At 45.5% G+C, this 18,197-nt stretch carries 15 protein-coding genes; 7 read left to right on the top strand and 8 right to left on the bottom strand.

What is annotated here, in order from left to right; genetic code table 11:
• The first annotated feature begins 228 nt into the window (after positions 1–228).
• The 7 genes from FCL46_RS15110 to lepB all read left to right on the top strand — a co-directional run bounded on the left by FCL46_RS15110 (position 229) and on the right by lepB (position 8,957).
• Entirely contained in the window at positions 229–1,272 is a 1,044-nt protein-coding gene (locus FCL46_RS15110) for a TRAP transporter substrate-binding protein (RefSeq protein WP_136806785.1), read from the top strand.
• Positions 1,273–1,597: 325 nt separating this feature from the next.
• The gene (gene rph, locus FCL46_RS15105; protein ID WP_136806786.1) at positions 1,598–2,302 is read left to right on the top strand and encodes a ribonuclease PH; all 705 of its coding nucleotides are present in this window, start codon (positions 1,598–1,600) and stop codon (positions 2,300–2,302) included.
• Positions 2,303–2,341: 39 nt separating this feature from the next.
• On the top strand, positions 2,342–3,130 hold the full coding sequence (locus FCL46_RS15100) for a radical SAM family protein (RefSeq protein ID WP_136806787.1): 789 nt from the start codon (positions 2,342–2,344) through the stop codon (positions 3,128–3,130).
• A gap of 23 nt (positions 3,131–3,153) precedes the next feature.
• A complete protein-coding gene (locus FCL46_RS15095; RefSeq protein WP_136806788.1) occupies positions 3,154–3,744 on the top strand; it encodes a pyridoxamine 5'-phosphate oxidase family protein in 591 nt (196 codons plus the stop codon).
• A gap of 308 nt (positions 3,745–4,052) precedes the next feature.
• Positions 4,053–6,803 (top strand): DUF2339 domain-containing protein, encoded by a 2,751-nt coding sequence (locus tag FCL46_RS15090; protein WP_136806789.1) that lies wholly within the window; start codon positions 4,053–4,055, stop codon positions 6,801–6,803.
• Positions 6,800–8,209: a DUF3999 domain-containing protein gene (locus FCL46_RS15085; protein ID WP_136806790.1), complete on the top strand. Its 1,410-nt coding sequence runs from the start codon at positions 6,800–6,802 to the stop codon at positions 8,207–8,209. The genes FCL46_RS15090 and FCL46_RS15085 overlap by 4 nt, the downstream gene beginning before the upstream one ends.
• Positions 8,202–8,957, top strand: a complete 756-nt coding sequence (lepB, locus tag FCL46_RS15080) for a signal peptidase I (protein ID WP_217909441.1) — start codon at positions 8,202–8,204, stop codon at positions 8,955–8,957. The genes FCL46_RS15085 and lepB overlap by 8 nt, the downstream gene beginning before the upstream one ends.
• A 320-nt stretch (positions 8,958–9,277) precedes the next feature.
• Here lepB and FCL46_RS15075 read toward each other — a convergent pair whose 3' ends face one another.
• The 8 genes from FCL46_RS15075 to FCL46_RS15040 form a co-directional block, all read right to left on the bottom strand.
• Positions 9,278–10,084 carry a motility protein A gene (locus tag FCL46_RS15075; protein WP_136806791.1) on the bottom strand — a complete coding sequence of 269 codons (807 nt, stop codon included), beginning with the start codon at positions 10,082–10,084 and terminating at the stop codon, positions 9,278–9,280.
• A 62-nt stretch (positions 10,085–10,146) separates the two neighbouring features.
• Complete coding sequence (locus FCL46_RS15070) at positions 10,147–11,262, bottom strand: OmpA/MotB family protein (protein WP_136806792.1); 1,116 nt, start codon at positions 11,260–11,262, stop codon at positions 10,147–10,149.
• Between the two features lie 416 nt (positions 11,263–11,678).
• Complete coding sequence (locus FCL46_RS15065) at positions 11,679–12,338, bottom strand: nitrite/sulfite reductase domain-containing protein (protein WP_136806793.1); 660 nt, start codon at positions 12,336–12,338, stop codon at positions 11,679–11,681.
• Between the two features lie 126 nt (positions 12,339–12,464).
• A complete protein-coding gene (locus FCL46_RS15060) occupies positions 12,465–13,865 on the bottom strand; it encodes a response regulator (RefSeq protein WP_136806794.1) in 1,401 nt (466 codons plus the stop codon).
• Between the two features lie 128 nt (positions 13,866–13,993).
• Positions 13,994–14,425: a hydrogenase maturation protease gene (locus tag FCL46_RS15055; protein ID WP_136806795.1), complete on the bottom strand. Its 432-nt coding sequence runs from the start codon at positions 14,423–14,425 to the stop codon at positions 13,994–13,996.
• Between the two features lie 16 nt (positions 14,426–14,441).
• Entirely contained in the window at positions 14,442–15,950 is a 1,509-nt protein-coding gene (locus FCL46_RS15050; protein ID WP_136806796.1) for a nickel-dependent hydrogenase large subunit, read from the bottom strand.
• 1 nt (position 15,951) lies between these two features.
• Positions 15,952–16,890, bottom strand: a complete 939-nt coding sequence (locus tag FCL46_RS15045; RefSeq protein WP_136806797.1) for an NADH-quinone oxidoreductase subunit B family protein — start codon at positions 16,888–16,890, stop codon at positions 15,952–15,954.
• 348 nt (positions 16,891–17,238) lie between these two features.
• A complete protein-coding gene (locus FCL46_RS15040; protein ID WP_136806798.1) occupies positions 17,239–18,186 on the bottom strand; it encodes a fructose-bisphosphatase class II family protein in 948 nt (315 codons plus the stop codon).
• Positions 18,187–18,197: the final 11 nt, after the last annotated feature.

Below are 18,197 nucleotides of genomic sequence, written 5' to 3'. Positions count from 1 at the left end.
GTTTGGGGAATAAAGTTAGTCAAAGTGTCTTTTGTGGCTAACAATGATAAATTGCCTATGGAGAGGATTGCCTCCTGGTGAATATCGTATCGGTATAAAAAGCGTCAAATTATAGTGTTACATAGTGTCACGAGTAGAAAGTTTACGTTGCTTTTTTAACGTACTTTCCGGTAGATTTCGGGCCAATGATACCCCTCCGTTATGGTAAATCTATCTAAGGAGAACACTATGAAAAATGTTCGGAAATTGTTTTTGTGGTTTTCCAATGTGCTGACCATCTGCCTGGTGACAGCTCATTTGTCATTTGCAGCTGATCCGCTGGCGAAGTGGCAACCTGAATTTGATCCAACCGGTGCCAAGTATACCTACCTGCTCTCCTGCGTGGGGCATCCTGCCATCGAAGGTGTAGCTGTAGGATTTCGTATCCGTGATCGTGTGTGGGAGGAAACTAACGGACAACTCTATGTTGATTTCCGTCCTCTCAGCCAGTTGGGTGGTGAGAAAGATGTTATTAATAAATTAAAATTCGGTGCCGTACAGGGCATGATGAGTTCATCAGTTGCGGCGGCAAATATTTCGCCAAAGCTGGGAATTGTAAATCTTCCCTTTGTTGTCGATTCTTTTGATAAGCTGGATGCTTTTAGAAATACTGCAGCAACTTGGGAACCGTTTCGTGATGCGGCGCTGTCCAAAGGTCTGCAGGCTATAGATTTTACAGGATATGGCAGTTATGGCTGGGCTACGACAACACCGGTTACAAGTCTTGCTGAAGCTGCCGGCGTGAACTTCAGGATTGCCCAGGCACCTGTGAATATTGATGCATACAAGGCGTGGGATCTGAAATTTTCTGTATTACCGTGGCCTGACGTGCCTCAGGCGCTTCAGACCGGTGTGATCAATGGTTTGGACCATACCCCCATCGTATGTAATATCAGCAAAAAATTCACTGTAGCACGATACTATACAGAGCTTGATTATGCACAAGGCCTCTACGTTCATATGATCAACACCAAATGGTTAAAGAGCCTGCCCGAGGATGTTCGTGAAACCTTATTGCGAGTCATTGCAGAAGAGAGTGCTGCCGCACGCCAGCTTACCAAAGATCAGCAGGAGCGTGAGATTGCAGCGGCAAAGAAGGATGGCGTGGTTTTCCTAAAGCTTACTGATGCTGATCTGCAAAAAATGAAAAGCGGTGCCGAAACTGTTTACACTGCCTGGCAGGAAAAAATTGGTAAGCAATACCTCCAAACAGTGCGCACCAGCCTGAATTGACCATTACCAACAATTCAGAATGTTAAGCCGATCAATTAACCGGGAACAGTGAAACGCAAAACGATACGGTAGTATCGGTTAACACGCGTGAGCATAATGTGAAATGATTCAGGAAAGATAGTAGAATACGGTTTTATTCGCTTGCATTCATGAGTATGCTAAAAGGGCCTGAGGTTGCAACATGCACCTCAGGCCCTTTTTGACTTTAGAGTTTTTACTAGGTAGTTTTCGGATGGAAACTATTTAAATCAACTAATTACAGAATATTCTTCTGGCGAAATGCCAGCGGATCAGTTTACTGCTTTTTAATATATCAGGTGAAATTATGGATCGAAGTTACAACAGGGCGGCAGATAATCTGCGACCTGTAACAATTGAACGCGGGATTCAGCTTAACGCTGATGCATCTATACTCATAAAGATGGGGAACACCCATGTTATATGCGGCTTAACCATCGAAGAAAAGGTTCCGCCATTTTTAGAAGGCAAAGGGCAGGGCTGGATTACAGCAGAATACGGAATGCTTCCCTGTGCAACCAGTGGTCGTTACCGACGTGAAACGAATGGAAAGACCGGCCGTACGTCTGAGATTCAGCGTCTTATCGGCAGAAGTCTTCGAATGATGGTCGATCTTAAATCAATCGGAGAGCGTACCTTGCGTATTGATTGCGATGTGCTGAATGCAGATGGTGGTACAAGAACTGCCTCTATTACAGGTGGTGCTCTTGCTATTCATGACGGCTTGAAAAAGCTTGTTACTAGCGGCAAACTGGAAAAAATGCCTGAAATATTGCCTGTCGCTGCAATTTCTGTTGGTATCGTAGACGGCACACCTGTGCTTGATCTCGACTACAAAGAAGATTCTGCAGCTGAGACAGACGCAAACTTTGTAATGTCAGGCAACGGCAGATGGATAGAAATTCAGTCAACAGCTGAAGGTCTACCATTTGCTGAAGAAGAATTCCTGAAACTCATGGCTCTTGCCCGTAAAGGCATTGAAGAGCTGTTTACGCACTGGTCCAAGGACTAAAAGCACAATCAATCATTGCGGATTTATGTGAGGTGTTCGATGAAGAAACCTATACGTGGAACTCGTGAGTGGGCTGTGGCAAATGTGGATTGTTGTACGGGATGCACCCATGATTGCCGTTACTGTTATGCCCGCTATGATGCAGTGGTGAAAAAGGGTCAGCTCTCTTCGGAAGAGTGGAAGGAATGTCTGGTGCGCGAAAGTGATGTGCTTAAAGCCAGACCGCTCTATCCCGGGCAGGTTATGTTTCCCACTACCCACGATATCCTGCCCGAAAATCTGCAGCCATGTATTCAGGTTCTGCGTAATTTGCTTGAAGCCGGCAACCAGGTGCTGGTGGTTTCCAAACCTCATCTTGAATGTGTCCGTGAGCTTTGTAAAGAGTTCACGGACTATAAAGATAAACTGTTGTTTAGGTTTACTATAACTGCACGAGATAAAAGTGTTTTAGATTTCTGGGAGCCTGGTGCTCCTGCCTATTCTGAGCGAAAAACAAGTCTTTGTTATGCCTTTGATCAAGGTTTTGAAACTTCAGTGAGTGTTGAGCCAATGCTTGACACATCTGATGTTGTCACCATGGTCAGAGAGCTGCTTCCCTGCGTGACTCATTCTATCTGGCTCGGAAAAATGAACAAAATCGACGAGCGCGTGCAGATTGATAGCGATACGTCTGTTCTTTTTGTGGAGCGAATAAAGGCGGGACAAGTCGACTCAGAGATTCTACTGATCTACAAAGAATTGCAGGACGAACCACTTATCCGCTGGAAGGAATCGATTAAAACAGTTGTAGGTGTTGAGTTGGTTAGTGAGCCTGGTCTGGATATCTAAAATAATGGGGTGAGTATTAAACGATGAGAAGAAAGCAATGCGCAATAACAGATCCTGAAAGTATCAGCGAAATTCTACGGCGTTGTACAGTCGGTAGGCTGGCTACAATTGGTGTCGATGGATACCCGTATATTACACCGCTTAACTTTGTATACAGTAATGGCTCGATTTATTTTCACTGTGCACGAAAAGGGGAAAAGACCGATAACATTTTGCGTAATCCAAAGGTCTGTTTTGAAGTGGATATCCCTCTTGCGTATCTCGGAACTGATTTCGATGATCAATACCCGGCGTGTCAGGTTCACCAGTTTTATCACTCTGTAATTATTAGAGGGAATGCTGATATTATTGAGGATATAGATGAAAAAGTCATGGCTTTAAACGCGATGATGGCTACACATGAAAATAGACCTGATTTTTCCGAGATCACCGCCGCTACACCTGCTGTTTCGGCATGTTCGGTTGTCGCTGTGTGTGTTGATTCGATAACTGCTAAGAGCGACCTGGCACAGAAAAAAAGTGATGAGCAAAAGCAGCAGATTGCAGAATATCTCACCTTGAGAAATCTCCCGGGGGATAAAGAGGCAGCTGATTTGATACGGCCGGGGGCTTAACTACTAGGACTGAGGGTTAAGGACTGAGGACTAAGGACTAAGGGCTAAGGACTAAGGGCTGAGGGCTGAGGGCTGAGGGCTGAGGGCTGAGGGCTGAGGACTGAGGGCTGAGGGGTTCGGTGTGAAGAGTGAGGCAAACTGACATTGGGCGGTATTTGGGAGTTTTTTTACGTTGCTGACGAATGTAAATATATTATAAAGGTATAATATTACTTGTGATCGTATTCTCTCGGGCAGTGTCAGTGAACCTTCATTACCTGTTCTGGTTGTTGGCAACTTAACCTGTTTCATTTTTTGGGTAAGCTTCTATGCATGTTATTTTCATTCTTATAGCGGCATTGTTGGGCGCCGCAGGGCTCGGAATACCAGGCTGTATACTTGGTGGAGTGGTCGGCTACCTTGCAGCAGAGCTTGTGATCTTAAAAAAACGGGTTGTTCTTCTCGAATCACAATCTAAAGCTGCTTCGGTAAAAGAATCGGAAGAGATTGTATTTTCACCTGTTGAGCCGGATGATGTGCATCATACTGCTACAGCAGATACTCGACCCAAAGCTTCCGAACAAACCCATACCACAACACACACCGCTGCTTCACTTATAAGAGCAAAGAGTGAGACTACTCCCGCCAGAAAAATCGAAAAAACTGAAACAGCGTCGAAGGCGAAAGCTGAACAGTCACCCTACAAAGTTGATGCCATTGTCTCGTCACTCGAAAATGCTTTGGGTAAGGGAATCGAACCCATTCGTCATTTCCTGACTGGTGGTAACCTGGTACTTAAAGCCGGGCTTATTATCATCTTTTTCGGTGTTGCGTTCCTGATTAAATATGCGGCCCAGCGTAATCTTGTCTCGATAGAACTCAGATTAATTGCTGCCGCGATATTTGGTTGTTCTCTGTTGGCAATTGGCTGGCGTTTGCGAAACAAAGCTCCCGTCTACGGCCAGGGATTGCAGGGAGGCGGAGTTGGTATTTTATATCTCGTAGTCTTTGGTGCAGCCAAACTCTACAGTTTGCTTCCTATGCCGCTGGCTTTGGGCGTTATGGTTGGTCTGGTTGCTGTTTCAGGAGCGCTTGCCGTTTTGCAGGACAGCCGGGGCCTGGCAATATTTGGTACAGTCGGCGGTTTTCTTGCACCGGTCCTGATGTCCACCGGAACCGGCAGTCATGTTATGCTCTTTTCCTATTTTGGGCTGCTCAATCTGGGAATTTTGGGAATCGCCTGGTTTAAAGCCTGGCGTGAACTTAATCTAATCGGCTTCTTTTTCACTTTCGGAATAGGTACTCTGTGGGGAAGTAATGGGTATCAGCCTGAATTTTTCTCTTCGACAGAACCATTTCTTATTGGCTATTTTCTTTTTTATGTAGCCATATCCGTGCTATTTGCCCATCGCCAGCCTGTTAAGCTTAAAGGATACATCGACGGGCCTCTGGTGTTCGGACTTCCGCTTGTCGTGAGCGGCCTGCAATACTTACTGGTGAAGGATATGCAGTATGGTATGGCGATCAGTTCCTTCAGCTTTGGATTTTTTTACCTGTTGTTGGCCACTGTGCTTTGGCGCAGGCTTGCTGAAGGTATGCGCTTACTCTGCGAAGCCTTTCTGGCAATGGGGGTTGTCTTTGCCAGTCTTACTATTCCGCTGGCTCTCGATAGTCAGTGGACAACAGCTGCATGGGCACTTGAAGGCGCGGCAATGGTATGGATTGGTGTACGCCAGAAACGCGCACTTGCCAGGTTCTTTGCCCTGCTTTTGCAGTTTGGTGCTGCATGGACATTTGTCGAAAGTGTGTTTTACCCATTTGGAGCTGTCTCATTTTTAAACAGTTATTTTTTCAGTTGTGTCTTTCTCTCAATCTCCGCACTGTTCTCTAGCTACTATATCAACAAGTATAAAGAGACTCTTTATCGCTGGGAACGATTTCTGCCTATCCCTCTGCTTATATGGGGTATCTGCTGGTGGTATTATGGCGGCATTCGCGAGACTGACCGACACTTTGCAGCAATCAAGGAATATTACGCCTTTTTACTGTTTAGCTGTGGTTCGACAATGTTTATGTCCATAGTTGCCAGAAAGACTGAATGGAGACAGCTTGCTGTCGCGCAACTTGTGTTGTTACCGATCATGGTAATTGTCACGGCTATAGGCATGATAGATCTCTCGTATCGTTCACATCTGCTGGCAGAATGGGGTAAACTGGTCTGGTTTGTCGCATTTTTTTCACAATATAGAATGTTGCACCAGTTTGATTCGCTCTGGCCGAAGCGCCTTGCCGGTTATTGGCACATTGCAACACTGTGGTTGCTGTTGATTATTCTTGGCTTTGAGGCGAGCTGGCTTACCGATATCACCCTTGAACTTAACGAAGTATGGACCATAGTCTGCTGGGGTGTTATTCCTGCTGCCGCCATATTTATGATTATTCGCTGGTCAGAAAAAATACGCTGGCCATTGAGTGAATGGAAAGAATACTACAAGGGAGCTGGCATCGCCATCCCGGCTGTAATGCTTGTTGTATACAGTGTTCTGACACTTGGGGAATCCGGTGATCCCGCACCGATTATGTATGTACCGGTTTTTAATCCGCTAGAACTGTCGTTATTCTTTGTGCTTCTGGTTCTTTTTAGCTGGGCGATGTGCTGTCGCAGGGGGGCATGTACACTTTCACGTTTTATACCTGTCAATGTGCTCTACTGGATTGTTGTGATTCTTTGCTTTTTCTGGCTTAACGGTGTGGTTGCACGGGCGGTACATTTCTATATCGGAATCCCGTATCATTTTGATTCTCTTTACTACTCGGTGGTTTTTCAGGCTGCGGTTTCTGCTTTATGGAGTCTGGTGGCGTTGTCAGCAACGGTCTGGGCTGCCCGCACAGGAAACCGACTTGTCTGGGCTTGCGGTGCAGTTCTGCTCGGGTTGGTTGTGGCTAAACTGTTCATGGTTGATCTTTCGGGCACAGGCACTGTCGCCAGGATCGTTTCGTTTCTCTCTGTTGGAATACTTATGCTGGTTATTGGCTATTTCTCTCCAATGCCGCCGAAAAAAGATGAGGAAGCTGTATGAGATTGCTTTGTGTTGTATTGAGTTTGATGCTTTGCGGAATTGCAGGCTCTGGTGTTGCTATCGGTTCTGAAGAAATGACCAGTCGTGATTTTGCCTATGGTTATATGCTTAAAACTCCGGGAGAGAGTCCGTTGTATTCTTTTCCCCTCCCAAATGAAGTGTACAGGCAGCTGCGAAGAGCGGATCTTTCTGATATCCAGGTATTTAACGGGGCTGGTGAGGCTGTCCCTTATGCTCTGCGCACATTGAAAGATGAGAAATCACGAACTACTGCCTCAGTTCCGTATTTCCCTTTGTATGAAACCGAGAGTAGTCAGGATGATATATCTCTCTCTATTCGTCGTGATGCTGATGGAACAATACTAGACTTTGACAGCAGCCGGGTAGGACAATCAGAAGGAATTGCAGCAACAGGTTATCTTCTTGATTTGGGAAAACAGAGTGAGAACACGGGTAGTTTAGAGCTCTATTGGTTGACCAATGGCAGGCATGGTTCTGTAACTGTAAGCCTTCAACAGTCTGCAGATCTTCAACATTGGTATCCCCTCGTCCATAGGGTTACTCTGGTTGATATGGAGTATGGCGGCAACCGTGTTGTCCAGAGAAAAATTCATTTCCAGGGAAGAGCAGAGCGGTACCTCAAGATGATCTGGCAAAAGGACTCACCAGCTATTGAGTTGGAGTCTGTGACTGCTGAGTCACGGCCAATTGTTTCACGTCAGAATCTGCAATGGGTTTCTTTGTATAATGGTATTAAATCGACCGAAAATGGTATCACGGCAATTGATTTTACCTCGAACTACCGTCTGCCCGTAAGAAATGTACGGCTGAGGTTTACCGAACCTAATGCTATCATAAACGCTTCGATACAGTCACGTGCCGCTGAAAGCCAGGAGTGGCGTGAGCAGTGTCGGGGGGTGTTCTATTCGGTTAAGGTTGAAGGACAGACTGTGCAAAGTGAACCGTGCTCGTTTTTGGGAACAACGAGTCGAGAATGGCGGCTGGTTGTACTGGATGATGGTGCAGGGCTTTCTGGAAATAGCAAAAATGTGATGATCGATCTTGGCTGGAAAAGTGATGAATTGATTTTTATGGCAAGAGGAACCCCCCCGTTTCTTTTGGCCTATGGCAGTGGTAAAATTGAGAGCGTACAGTCCGCAAGTCGAACCGATATGGTGCTTGCTGCCGTAAAACAGCAGGGTGAAGGCGTTGTGCTTAATGCAGGGCTGGGAAAGAAGATCGAACTTGGTGGAGAAGCTGCTCTTGAACCACCGGCTCCGCCAAAGCCATGGAAGACCTGGTTGCTCTGGGGAGTACTGATTGTTGGTGTTTTACTGATGGCAATTATGGCAATGAGTCTTATAAAAGATATGCAGAAGGCGACTGACGAAACAGACGATGAGTAGTGAAAAATTTGAGGAAGGGCCCCACGAGATGATGAATGATCCACGCAATAATACGAAAAATACACTTCTAGAAAAAATTTCGTCAGTCTGGCGTGGCTGGGGAGTAAGTTTTGTCATTGCCATCCTGATCGCAACTTCATTTAAATCAGCCATTGCGGATTGGAATGATGTCCCTACCGGTTCAATGAAGCCGACCATTTTGATTGGCGATCGTGTGTTTGTCAATAAGCTGGCTTATGATTTGAAAATTCCATATACAACAATCCATCTGGCAAAGTGGTCCGACCCGAAGCGAGGAGATATTGTTGTGTTTTATTCGCCTGAAGATGGAACCAGAATGATAAAACGTGTTGTCGGAATCCCCGGAGATACTGTTGGACTTAGGCAGAACAGGCTGTTTGTAAATGGTCAATTTCTCAATTATGAGCGTGTAAAGGGGATTGCATCAGATGAGGCTGGTGAATCAGGACAACAATCATTTCGAATTTTTCAAGAGGATCTGACAGGTATTTCTCACACGGTACAATTTTTACCTTCCCAGCCACCACAGGCGACTTTTAATCCGATTGTGCTTCCTGAAGGCCAGTATTTCATGATGGGGGATAACCGGGATAACAGCGCAGATTCCAGGTTTTTTGGACTGGTTGACAGAACGCTCATTGTTGGCCAGGCAACTAAAATCGTTATTTCAAGAGATGGCTCTTTTTTACATCCACGTTGGAATAGAATTTTGGCTGAACTGATTTAATTCCAATACAAAACACATATCCATAGTATTCAATAGTGCTTTCGTGTTGTTTTAGTGTAGTGCTCAGAATCTCGTTCGAGGAATTCAGTAACAGATCTGTGCCGCAATACTATGCGGATTTTGCAGTCAGGTTATCTCTGGTGTCATGTCATTTTTTTCACACGACGGGTAGAATCGCAACAATGGGGCACTGAAAACAATTACTACTCTGCGGTTATCTCTCTACCTCCGCTCAACGTCAATTGATGAATTTACCTAAAACTGTATGGCGATTGTGTTGTGGTTTGACTTCATCACTCTAAACCATCCAGCGAGCAATGTTATTCCTGTTCAATTTGAAATCGTTCCTTCAATTTCTGGTAAGAGACCAGTTCTGTAGCTCGGGCTGAAGGGGTGAGAAAAGACTCCAGTTTGGTTTTTAAGATTACCGGATTCATCTCAGACTCTATTGCTATCACACCTTCCATAATAATTTTCTGCATCAACAGTTCATGATTTGTTCGTTCCTTGATATTTGCTGCGAATGGCAAAAAGAAAAAATTTGAAAAAATCAGTCCATAGAGCGTGGAGGTGAGTGCTATCGGGATTGCTTTCAATATTACATTTGTATCGCCAATTCCGCCAAGCATTGTGATCAAACCTACAACAGATCCGATAATGCCAAATGCTGGAAAAAAGTCAGCTATAGTGCGGAGAATTCGCTCTGAATCTTCTCTTCGCAGTCTGAAAAAATACATTTCGGTATTGAGGATATCTCTAATTTGTTCAGTTTTATAGCCATCTACGAGGCAGCCTAGGGCTCTACGAAGAAAGAGAATGGTAGTTTCATTTTCATGTTGCTGTAGCGAGAGAATACCCGCCATGCGTGAGCGGATAGATAGATCTATCAGGATATTTATTATTTCTGTTTCCTGCTTCATTTGCCTGTTATATGCAGACCAGAGGACTTTGCTGACTATGCGCAACTGGTCAATTTTGAAACTAAGCAGTGTAGCGGCAAAGGTACCTCCGAAAACTATCATTAAGCCTGATAGATTGAAATATAAATTGAGATTGCCATTGATTACAAAACCCATACAAAAGAGTATTGCGCAGAGCAGGAGGCCTAAAAAGTTTTTCCGCAACATGTAGTGTTCCTATATGTTTGCTCTATTGAGCAGGAGGGGGACAATAATGATATTATTACAAATTAGTTTATACCGAATGTGCTTGCCTGAACAGGTCTTGGCAATTTTTTGCTGATAATTATTTCAACTCTACGGTTTTTCATTCTGTTTCTGGCGCTACTGTTCGGTACCATGGGGTTATACGAGGCGTAACCACTTACAATAAATTGGTGCGGACTCATCTCCATGTTTTCTATAAGAAATCGTGCCACTGCGCTTGCGCGTGAAACAGAGAGTTCCCAGTTGCTTGCATATCGTGATGACGAAATCGGTACATTATCGGTGTGGCCGACCACGTTTACTACATATGGTGTAGACTTTATGGCTGTGGCGAGTTTTTCAAGGCGGTCACGGGATTCGTTGGACAGCTCGGCCTCGCCTGTAGCAAAGAGTAAATCACCTGTTAGGATGATTCGCATAGTTTTGTCGGGAACCAGATCAATTGATGCAAAATTCTTCAGGTTGTTTTTTGCGATTGTTTCTTTGCTGAGTCTGTAGATATCCTGTATACGATCAGGCCTGGTTGTCCCAGTTGGCCCAAGCGGTCGTGGTTCGACTATATCGCGTCCCTGCGGTTGCGGGCGCTGTAGTAGGGTTTCTGTGCTGTCTAGAACAACGACATTTTGGGTGATTTGAGGAATTTGTGGGAATTCGGATTCTACAGGAACTTCAATGTACTCAGTTACTGGTTCATTTGGTCGGGTAATTGTCGGGTAAGGTAAGTCCGGTTCCGCCTCTTTTAGGGTGATTGCTTCTGTTTTGGATACCGTGGAATCTGTTATGAGCGGAAGGCTTGGTCCTATCGGGGCAAATGGTAAACCATTACGTTCAAATTCAGAAGAATTGAGGGCTTCGCCTATATTCCCGCCTACAACTTCCATCTTGTCAGGGTTCACAAAATCCTGGTTCGCAGTTTTATAGACAAACAACGAAAGAAAGAGAACGAACATAGTCATCATCAAATCTGACCAGGCAATTGACCAGTGGGTGGCCTGAGGCATAGATGAACGAAACGGCGTATCATCAACTAAAAAAACCGTATCTCCGGGTGAACGACGTTCTATAGAGATGTATTTGGCCCCGAGCAGTTTTGGATGAACTTCTGCATGTGGTGTTTCGGGGGCTTTACTGATATCCATACATGTACCTGCTGATATATTGGGGACGATGGGATAAACCCGAACACTCTGAAATTATTCGTCCGATTAGCTCTATGATTACTATCGGCAGGAATGGCCTAAATCTCAAGGGGGAGAAATTGAGTTAGTCCTGATAGGATAGCTGTCTAAAGTGAGAAATGTCTGCTATTTAACCGTTATTGATGGAGATATATCGATGTTGGCCTGGTGATAATTAATCCTGAAATTTTGGAAATACATATTTGATACTATAAGTACCTCTTCGCTATTGCGAAATTACTGGCGAAATTACTGGCGATTTTGGTTGGGTAGAGAAGATGGTACGAAGGATGGAAGGGATTTTGATAACACCGGTAAATCAGCAGTGAGCTGATTTACCGGTGTATACAACTGGGACGAGCAGTGAAAAGGGAATGTTACAGAACAGCTTTCTTAAACTCTTCAAGGCCAACACGCTCAACAAATGCACCTGCACGTTCTCTTTTCTTGGCGTTTGCTGTGTAGAAATCAATACATTTTTGCGCAAGATTGGTTGCCTCATCTGCAGAAAGATCTTCAGCAAGAACATCAGCTTCACGTACTTTACGGCCTGAGTTACCACCAAAAACCAGGGTCCAACCATTTTTCTTTCCGATAAGGCCTAAATCGCGAACGAGGCTTTCTGCACAAAGAAAAGGACAGCCGGAAACACCCACCTTGAACTTGGCAGGCATCTCAATGCCGGAAAGAACTTCTTCTAACTGCATACCGAAGCCAAGAGAATCCTGGATACCGAATTTACAAACTTCGGTGCCTGGACAGGCCTGAACATAATGGAGGCAAAGCTCAACTGCTTTTCCCTCATTCATACCGAGGTCTTCGTAAATTGGCAGAATCTGTTCTTCGGTCATGCCAACGAGGGCAATACGGTGACCGGAAGTGATCTTTACGATGGGAATATCATATTTCTCAACAACGTTAGATAACGCTTTGAGGTGTTCACGTTTAATAACACCAGCGGGGATGCGCGGAACAATTGCGTAGGTCTTTTTATCACGTTGGAGTATAGCTCCTTTGGGTCCATCTGCTTTCGACATGAGTGTTCTCCTTACTTCGGGTAGTCTATATGGTTATGGAAATAAAAATTGTCGATTTTAATGGCTGTAATAATAACCGTTACGACAAACCTTGCAAGATATTCTGAACACCTCGGGTCGATCTAATTAGTCGAATTGACTTTCAGAAACAACGTTTCTGTGCTGTTTTAGCTGATGAATCAATGTCTTTTCGAGTTGGTGTGAGTCGATCGGCTTGCTAAGGTAATCATCCATACCTACCTGAAGACATTTAACCTTGTCTTCAACTCGTGCATGTGCGGTGAGTGCCACAATCGGTGTAGCGGAGGCGCTGCCTTCGAGTGCGCGGATCGCCCGGGTTGCATCAAAGCCATCGAGTTCAGGCATCTGCAGATCCATCAGGACCAGGTCGTAAGGGTTTATATGCATCTCCTCAAGGGCTTCTTTGCCATTCGTTACAGCAGTAACGGTAATGCCAAGTTTTTCAAGAAGAGCTGTTGCCAGAGTCTGATTGATAGGTTCATCTTCGGCCAGTAGAATTCTGCTGCCAATGAGAATCTCATGACGTGTTTCCTGCTGGATATCGTTAGTGCCTGGCTGCTGAAAATTTTCAGGCAGCACTATGGCGGGGCTGAGAATGCCAACAAACCAGAACGTTGAGCCGAAACCGGGTTTAGACTCGAGATAGATTCTCGAACCCATCAGTTCGGCGAGCTGTGAAGAGATAGCAAGACCAAGGCCAGTACCGCCATATCTCCTGGTAGTACTTGTGTCGGCCTGGTTAAACGATTCAAATATACGATGTTGTTTACTTAGCGGGATTCCTATGCCGGTATCAATTACACTGAATTTAAGATAAACTTCGTCCTCTGAATCGATCGGCAGTGGATGTACATCCAGGGTTACGGATCCTTGCTCTGTGAATTTTATGGCATTATTGAGCAAATTTATAAGAATCTGCATCAGCCTGTTAGAGTCTCCGCGAACCTTTTGGGGTAAACCTTTTCCCAGCCGGAATTCGAGGCTGATACCTTTTTGCTGGGCGGGCATGGTGAGTAGCTGGATACAGTTTTCAAGGAGTTCCGGTAGGTCAAAATCTATTGTATCAAGACGTAATTTTCCCGATTCGATTTTTGAAAAATCGAGAATATCATTTATTACACGCATTAACCTGTCAGCTGATCGTTTCACGAGCTGCAGATGTCGATGTTGTTCCGGATCCAATTCGGTGGCCAGCACCAGGTTTGTCATGCCTATGATGCCATTCATCGGTGTGCGGATCTCGTGACTCATATTTGCAAGAAAATCACTTTTGGCAACACTTGCTGCCTCGGCTTCGCTGCGGGCCTGGGTCATTTCTTTGCGCAGCGTTTGCTCTGCTTTTGCATGTTTTTCAAGATCCCTGACCACCAGATCAAGGTTGGCAAATTGTTGCGCAACAAGCTCGGCAGTAATATCTGCAGCCTTTCTGGCAACCTTCAGCTCTTTCAGTAAAGCTTCGTTTTCCCGTAAAAGTTGCTCGTATTGTTTAGGATAACATGACGTCATACGTTTACTCCTGCAACAACGGAGAACATTCTCTTATTAGCGAGAAACTCGCATGGTTCAACTCGATGTCAGAAACTGATTGTGTATCCTCTGCCGACTATAAACCGGTAAGTAGGGCAATCTGATTATCACTGAAAAGCAGATTGCAGAATAGACAGACAGGTATCGGCAGCCTGATTGCAAAGTCTGTTATCCGGTGTCCCGTTTATGCCTATCAGGAGTATTTCTGGCATTCGGGTTTCCACAATCATTGGTGCTACACGCAGCAAATATCCAAGCCCTGCATTGTGACCGAAAGTATCGTCAATCTGCAGGGCGTTGACAGGGTCTTTAATAACAACAATATCATCCCCGGCAGCAAAGCCTGCGACAGCATCTACAAACAGAACCCGGTCAACGTGTTCAAGACACGTCAAAAGGTTAATCCCCCCGAGCCCGCCATCAATTACTTCTGTGTGTGCTGGCAAGGTTCTTTCTAACAGAAGGTCATAAACCTGCGGGCCGCAGCAATCTTCAGGGTGAAAGCGATTGCCAATGCATATGATTCTGTTCAACATCATATTATCACGGATATAGCTATTTTTTTTGTGCCATATGCACTGAACAAACCTGGCATGGATCAAAGGAGCGGATAATATGTTCTATTTCAATTGGATTATCAGGGTCCTTAACTGGGGTTCCAACAACAGCCTCCTCCCATGGGCCTCTCGTGTTGTGTTGGTCTCGCGGAGAACCGTTCCAGGTCGTGGGAGTGATTATCTGATAGTGCGCAATCTGGTTGTTGGCAATTTTTACCCAATGTCCAAGTGCTCCACGACTAGCCTCAACCAGACCAAAACCCTGGCCGTCTGCAATCTCGCGTGTGGTTGTGTAATAGGGTGCTTTGTGGTCAATTTCTTCAAGCCATGACTGCATAATGGGCAGCAGGATTGCCGGCCTGGCAATTCGTGATAACTGCCGGACGTAGGCGCTAGACCCATACGTATTAATCAGATCCTGAAAAAGGCGGTTCTTTCCTACGAGCATCTGCGCGAGAGGGCCGGTTTCGTATGGAAGATCGTTGTATCTTGGGGCTTTCGCAAACGAGTATTTTACTCCTTCGTAACGGGTAACGTGCGGATCAGTCTGACCATCAAATGGATGTTTGCCACCGGCGTAATCTTTGAAGTGTGAGTAGGTAACATGTTCTGAAATGTTTTTCTGCTCAAGGGTTTGGGATATGCTACCGGTGAGAACTCCGCGAGTGAAATGGCTGCTAAAACTATTTATGTTAAGTTTACCATCAGGGAGCTGTTGCTCGCCAAAGCTGATAAAATTGCCAAATCCGCTGCCAAGTTTATGAAGATCGACGAGATGAGAAAACCGGATAAAAAATCCAAGATCACTGTTAATATGAGATTCATTTTCATTCATCCAGCGTTGAAGGTCCGCTTCACTCTGTATTTCAAGCCATCTCTGAATCGAACATCCCAAAATCTGTTCTTCGTACCACCTGCGAAAAAGGTTTATGATATATTTACAGCTGACCAGATCATTATAACTCGGTGTGCCTGCAATTCCTCCTGGCACCATGAAGGAAGAGTTCGGCCATTGCCCACCGAGGATGGCGACAACCTCAAGAATTTTTTTGGTCATCCGGATTGTCTCAATAATAGAACTTCCGTGAAAAGACTCATATCGCAAGACTGCTTCGTCATAAAGTGGTGTTTCTGAATATGCAGAATTTGTGAAATCTTTTAGGAAGATGAGTACGGCATGCCGGATATCACTCTGAATATGTTCGGCAAGCAGGGTGATATTGCGAACGAGGATGGCATTGTTTGGAGGTGTTACATCGCAGATCATCTCCAGAGATTTTACTGCTGCAAAGAGGTGGGCAATGCCGCACATTCCGCAGACACGAGGGGTGAGAACCAGGCCATCGCGGGAACCACGTCCAACGAGCATGTTTTCAAAACCGCGATACATCGTACCTTTTGACCAGGCATTGGTTACACAGTTATCTGTGATTTCAACCGAGAGTTCGAGGTCACCCTGAACTTTATTAAAAGAAATTGTCCTGGGGGTAGAGAGAGTTGTTACCATGTTAAACCTGTGTTTTCCGATCTTTCAATCTAGCCGGAGCAGCAGCGGCGGCCATGCCTTTATATGCAAGATAATATGGTCTATCCACACCGTCAGGGAGGTTGAGTGGCAGGCCAACAATGTTCGGGGTTGAAAAAAACGGTTCATCCTGAGGAAAACCAGGTTCTGTGCAACCGAAGCACGGTACACCGTTTCGGGTTTTACTGTTTCGGTTATTCCAGAGAAACTTATTGCAGGGACCATGTGCAAGCGGGCCATGACAACCCATATGAAAAAACAGACAGCCGACGTCACCGAAATCTTGTTCTTCCACCTGAAACTCATGGTACTCATTACGTGTGCAGCCCTGATGGACAAGCATGCTGAAATATTCGAGAGGGGCCTGGTAGTTGTTAAGTGTTAAATGATATCCACTGAGAAAGGCACTGGCTGTCCCAAAGAATACCGATGGATGAACTGGGCAACCGGGGAGGTTGATGACAGGTAACCCTATTTGTGTGGTGAAATCTTTCCCCAGAAAACCGCCGGGTTCACTTGCTGTGAATTGTAGTCCTACTGCACCAATACCACAGGCTCGGGATACACCGCCAAAAGAAGCGCATGTGCCGATGGCAAATACATATCGTGCTTTGTGGGCAAGAAGCCGGATAATATCTTTTTTGGGAGTGCCGTCGATTGTCTCATAGAGGCCGGTGTTCTCAGGCCCTAAAATAACAGCGCCCTCAATACACAGTACGTCGAGTGTAATTCGATTTGCTTCGATGTCAGCAATGGTAGCAGCGCAATCACGGCTGCTGCGTGCCGAAAAGCTAGGATGGTAGAGCATGTCAAGCCCCAGGCCGTTCCGTGCTTCAATGATATCCGGTGATTCTGCATTGAGCAGGGCCATAGTGTCGCCACCACAGCCCCCACTCTGTAACCAGAAGAGGGTGGGTTTCACTGGGTTCCCCCATAGCCGTGTAATACATTTCCGGCGGGTAAGATGGATTATATATTGAGTTGATTATCACTGAATTCCAGGGTGGCTCACTCTCCTGCTTTCATTATAGCAGGGAGATTCAGCACACATGATAACAGATGAGGATGGAGGCACTGGTTAGTTTGCAGGTGGAAACCGTAAATCTTCTCAGTGTTTTCCCTCAACTTCTGTTGTTCTGAATCAGGAGTAATCAAGTATTTTCAAATATACATCTTTACGTAAGGCATAGTAACACAGATTGCGGTATAGCGCATCATTGAGTATAGCCCGCATGTGTAATGATTGTGCGGGCTAGATGCCTTGAGAAATCTAAAATACTGGTTTGTAATCGAAGAAATGCCTGGTTTCCATACGACGGTAGGTGTGGGTTTCTCCGCGGGCAACAAAGGAGGAGGTTACTGCACCGTTTGAGGTGAACCGCACTCCTTCGAGGAATTCACCATCGGTTACTCCGGTAGCTGCAAATGCGACTTCCTTGCTGCCGATCAAATCCTGTGTTCTGAATGTCTTGTTAAAATCTTTAATGCCGTGTCCGGCGGCCAGAGCTTTATCCCTGTCATTTTCGTAGAAAATTTTGCCTTCAAAGTAGCCGCCGAGACAGCTGATTGCTGCTGCGACCATGGTCCCTTCAGGAGCAAAACCATACCCCATATAGATATCTGCCTTTTCTCCGGTGATAGCTGCCAGACAACCTGAAATCTCACCTTCATCAATCAGTTTTATACGTGCTCCGCAACTTCTCACTTCGCGAATGAGTTGATAGTGCCTAGCCTGATTGAGGATACACACTGTTATATTTTCGGTGTATTTTCTGAGTGAACGTGCTGTGCGCTTCACATTGACGATTGGCGGCTGATTGATATCAATAACGTTACCAACCTTTGGACCCACCACTATCTTGTACATGGAGAGATTCGGTACAGACTGGATTGCTCCTTCTTTCGTTATCGCAGCGTAAGAAGTAACGTTGCCCCGTCCATCAGCGGCGTTATGATAGCCTTCAAGGGCGATGGCCATCACATCTGTTTTTTCACCACCCTGGCCGATTTTTTTCGGCAACCGGACAATGTCATCTCGGTCATGAAATCTGTCGTTAATCACATGACCGTCAACATTGATACGGTTAAGGGTTTTTATGATGGCTGACCGGGTGTTGTTGAGAATGTCGTCATGATCGCCGAGTCCCTGCATCCTGGCTGCAGTTAATGCCGCAATTTCAGTCGCCCGGACTATTTCCATTCCATAGTTGGTATTCATATCTCTTTCGC

Source organism: Desulfosediminicola flagellatus, from assembly GCF_005116655.2.
In the GTDB taxonomy this organism is placed as follows: Bacteria; Desulfobacterota; Desulfobulbia; order Desulfobulbales; family Desulfocapsaceae; genus Desulfopila; species Desulfopila flagellata.
This window is presented reverse-complemented; position numbering and strand designations above follow the sequence as displayed.

Bases quoted from the DNA above. Each gene is read 5' to 3' on its own strand.
- FCL46_RS15055 (WP_136806795.1), bottom strand. From the start codon at position 14,425: ATGATGTTGAACAGAATCATATGCATTGGCAATCGCTTTCACCCTGAA.
- FCL46_RS15110 (WP_136806785.1), top strand. From the start codon at position 229: ATGAAAAATGTTCGGAAATTGTTTTTGTGGTTTTCCAATGTGCTGACC.
- FCL46_RS15065 (WP_136806793.1), bottom strand. From the start codon at position 12,338: ATGTCGAAAGCAGATGGACCCAAAGGAGCTATACTCCAACGTGATAAA.
- FCL46_RS15085 (WP_136806790.1), top strand. From the start codon at position 6,800: ATGAGATTGCTTTGTGTTGTATTGAGTTTGATGCTTTGCGGAATTGCA.
- FCL46_RS15100 (WP_136806787.1), top strand. From the start codon at position 2,342: ATGAAGAAACCTATACGTGGAACTCGTGAGTGGGCTGTGGCAAATGTG.
- rph (WP_136806786.1), top strand. From the start codon at position 1,598: ATGGATCGAAGTTACAACAGGGCGGCAGATAATCTGCGACCTGTAACA.
- FCL46_RS15070 (WP_136806792.1), bottom strand. From the start codon at position 11,262: ATGGATATCAGTAAAGCCCCCGAAACACCACATGCAGAAGTTCATCCA.
- FCL46_RS15060 (WP_136806794.1), bottom strand. From the start codon at position 13,865: ATGACGTCATGTTATCCTAAACAATACGAGCAACTTTTACGGGAAAAC.
- FCL46_RS15040 (WP_136806798.1), bottom strand. From the start codon at position 18,186: ATGAATACCAACTATGGAATGGAAATAGTCCGGGCGACTGAAATTGCG.
- lepB (WP_217909441.1), top strand. From the start codon at position 8,202: ATGAGTAGTGAAAAATTTGAGGAAGGGCCCCACGAGATGATGAATGAT.
- FCL46_RS15050 (WP_136806796.1), bottom strand. From the start codon at position 15,950: ATGGTAACAACTCTCTCTACCCCCAGGACAATTTCTTTTAATAAAGTT.
- FCL46_RS15090 (WP_136806789.1), top strand. From the start codon at position 4,053: ATGCATGTTATTTTCATTCTTATAGCGGCATTGTTGGGCGCCGCAGGG.
- FCL46_RS15075 (WP_136806791.1), bottom strand. From the start codon at position 10,084: ATGTTGCGGAAAAACTTTTTAGGCCTCCTGCTCTGCGCAATACTCTTT.
- FCL46_RS15095 (WP_136806788.1), top strand. From the start codon at position 3,154: ATGAGAAGAAAGCAATGCGCAATAACAGATCCTGAAAGTATCAGCGAA.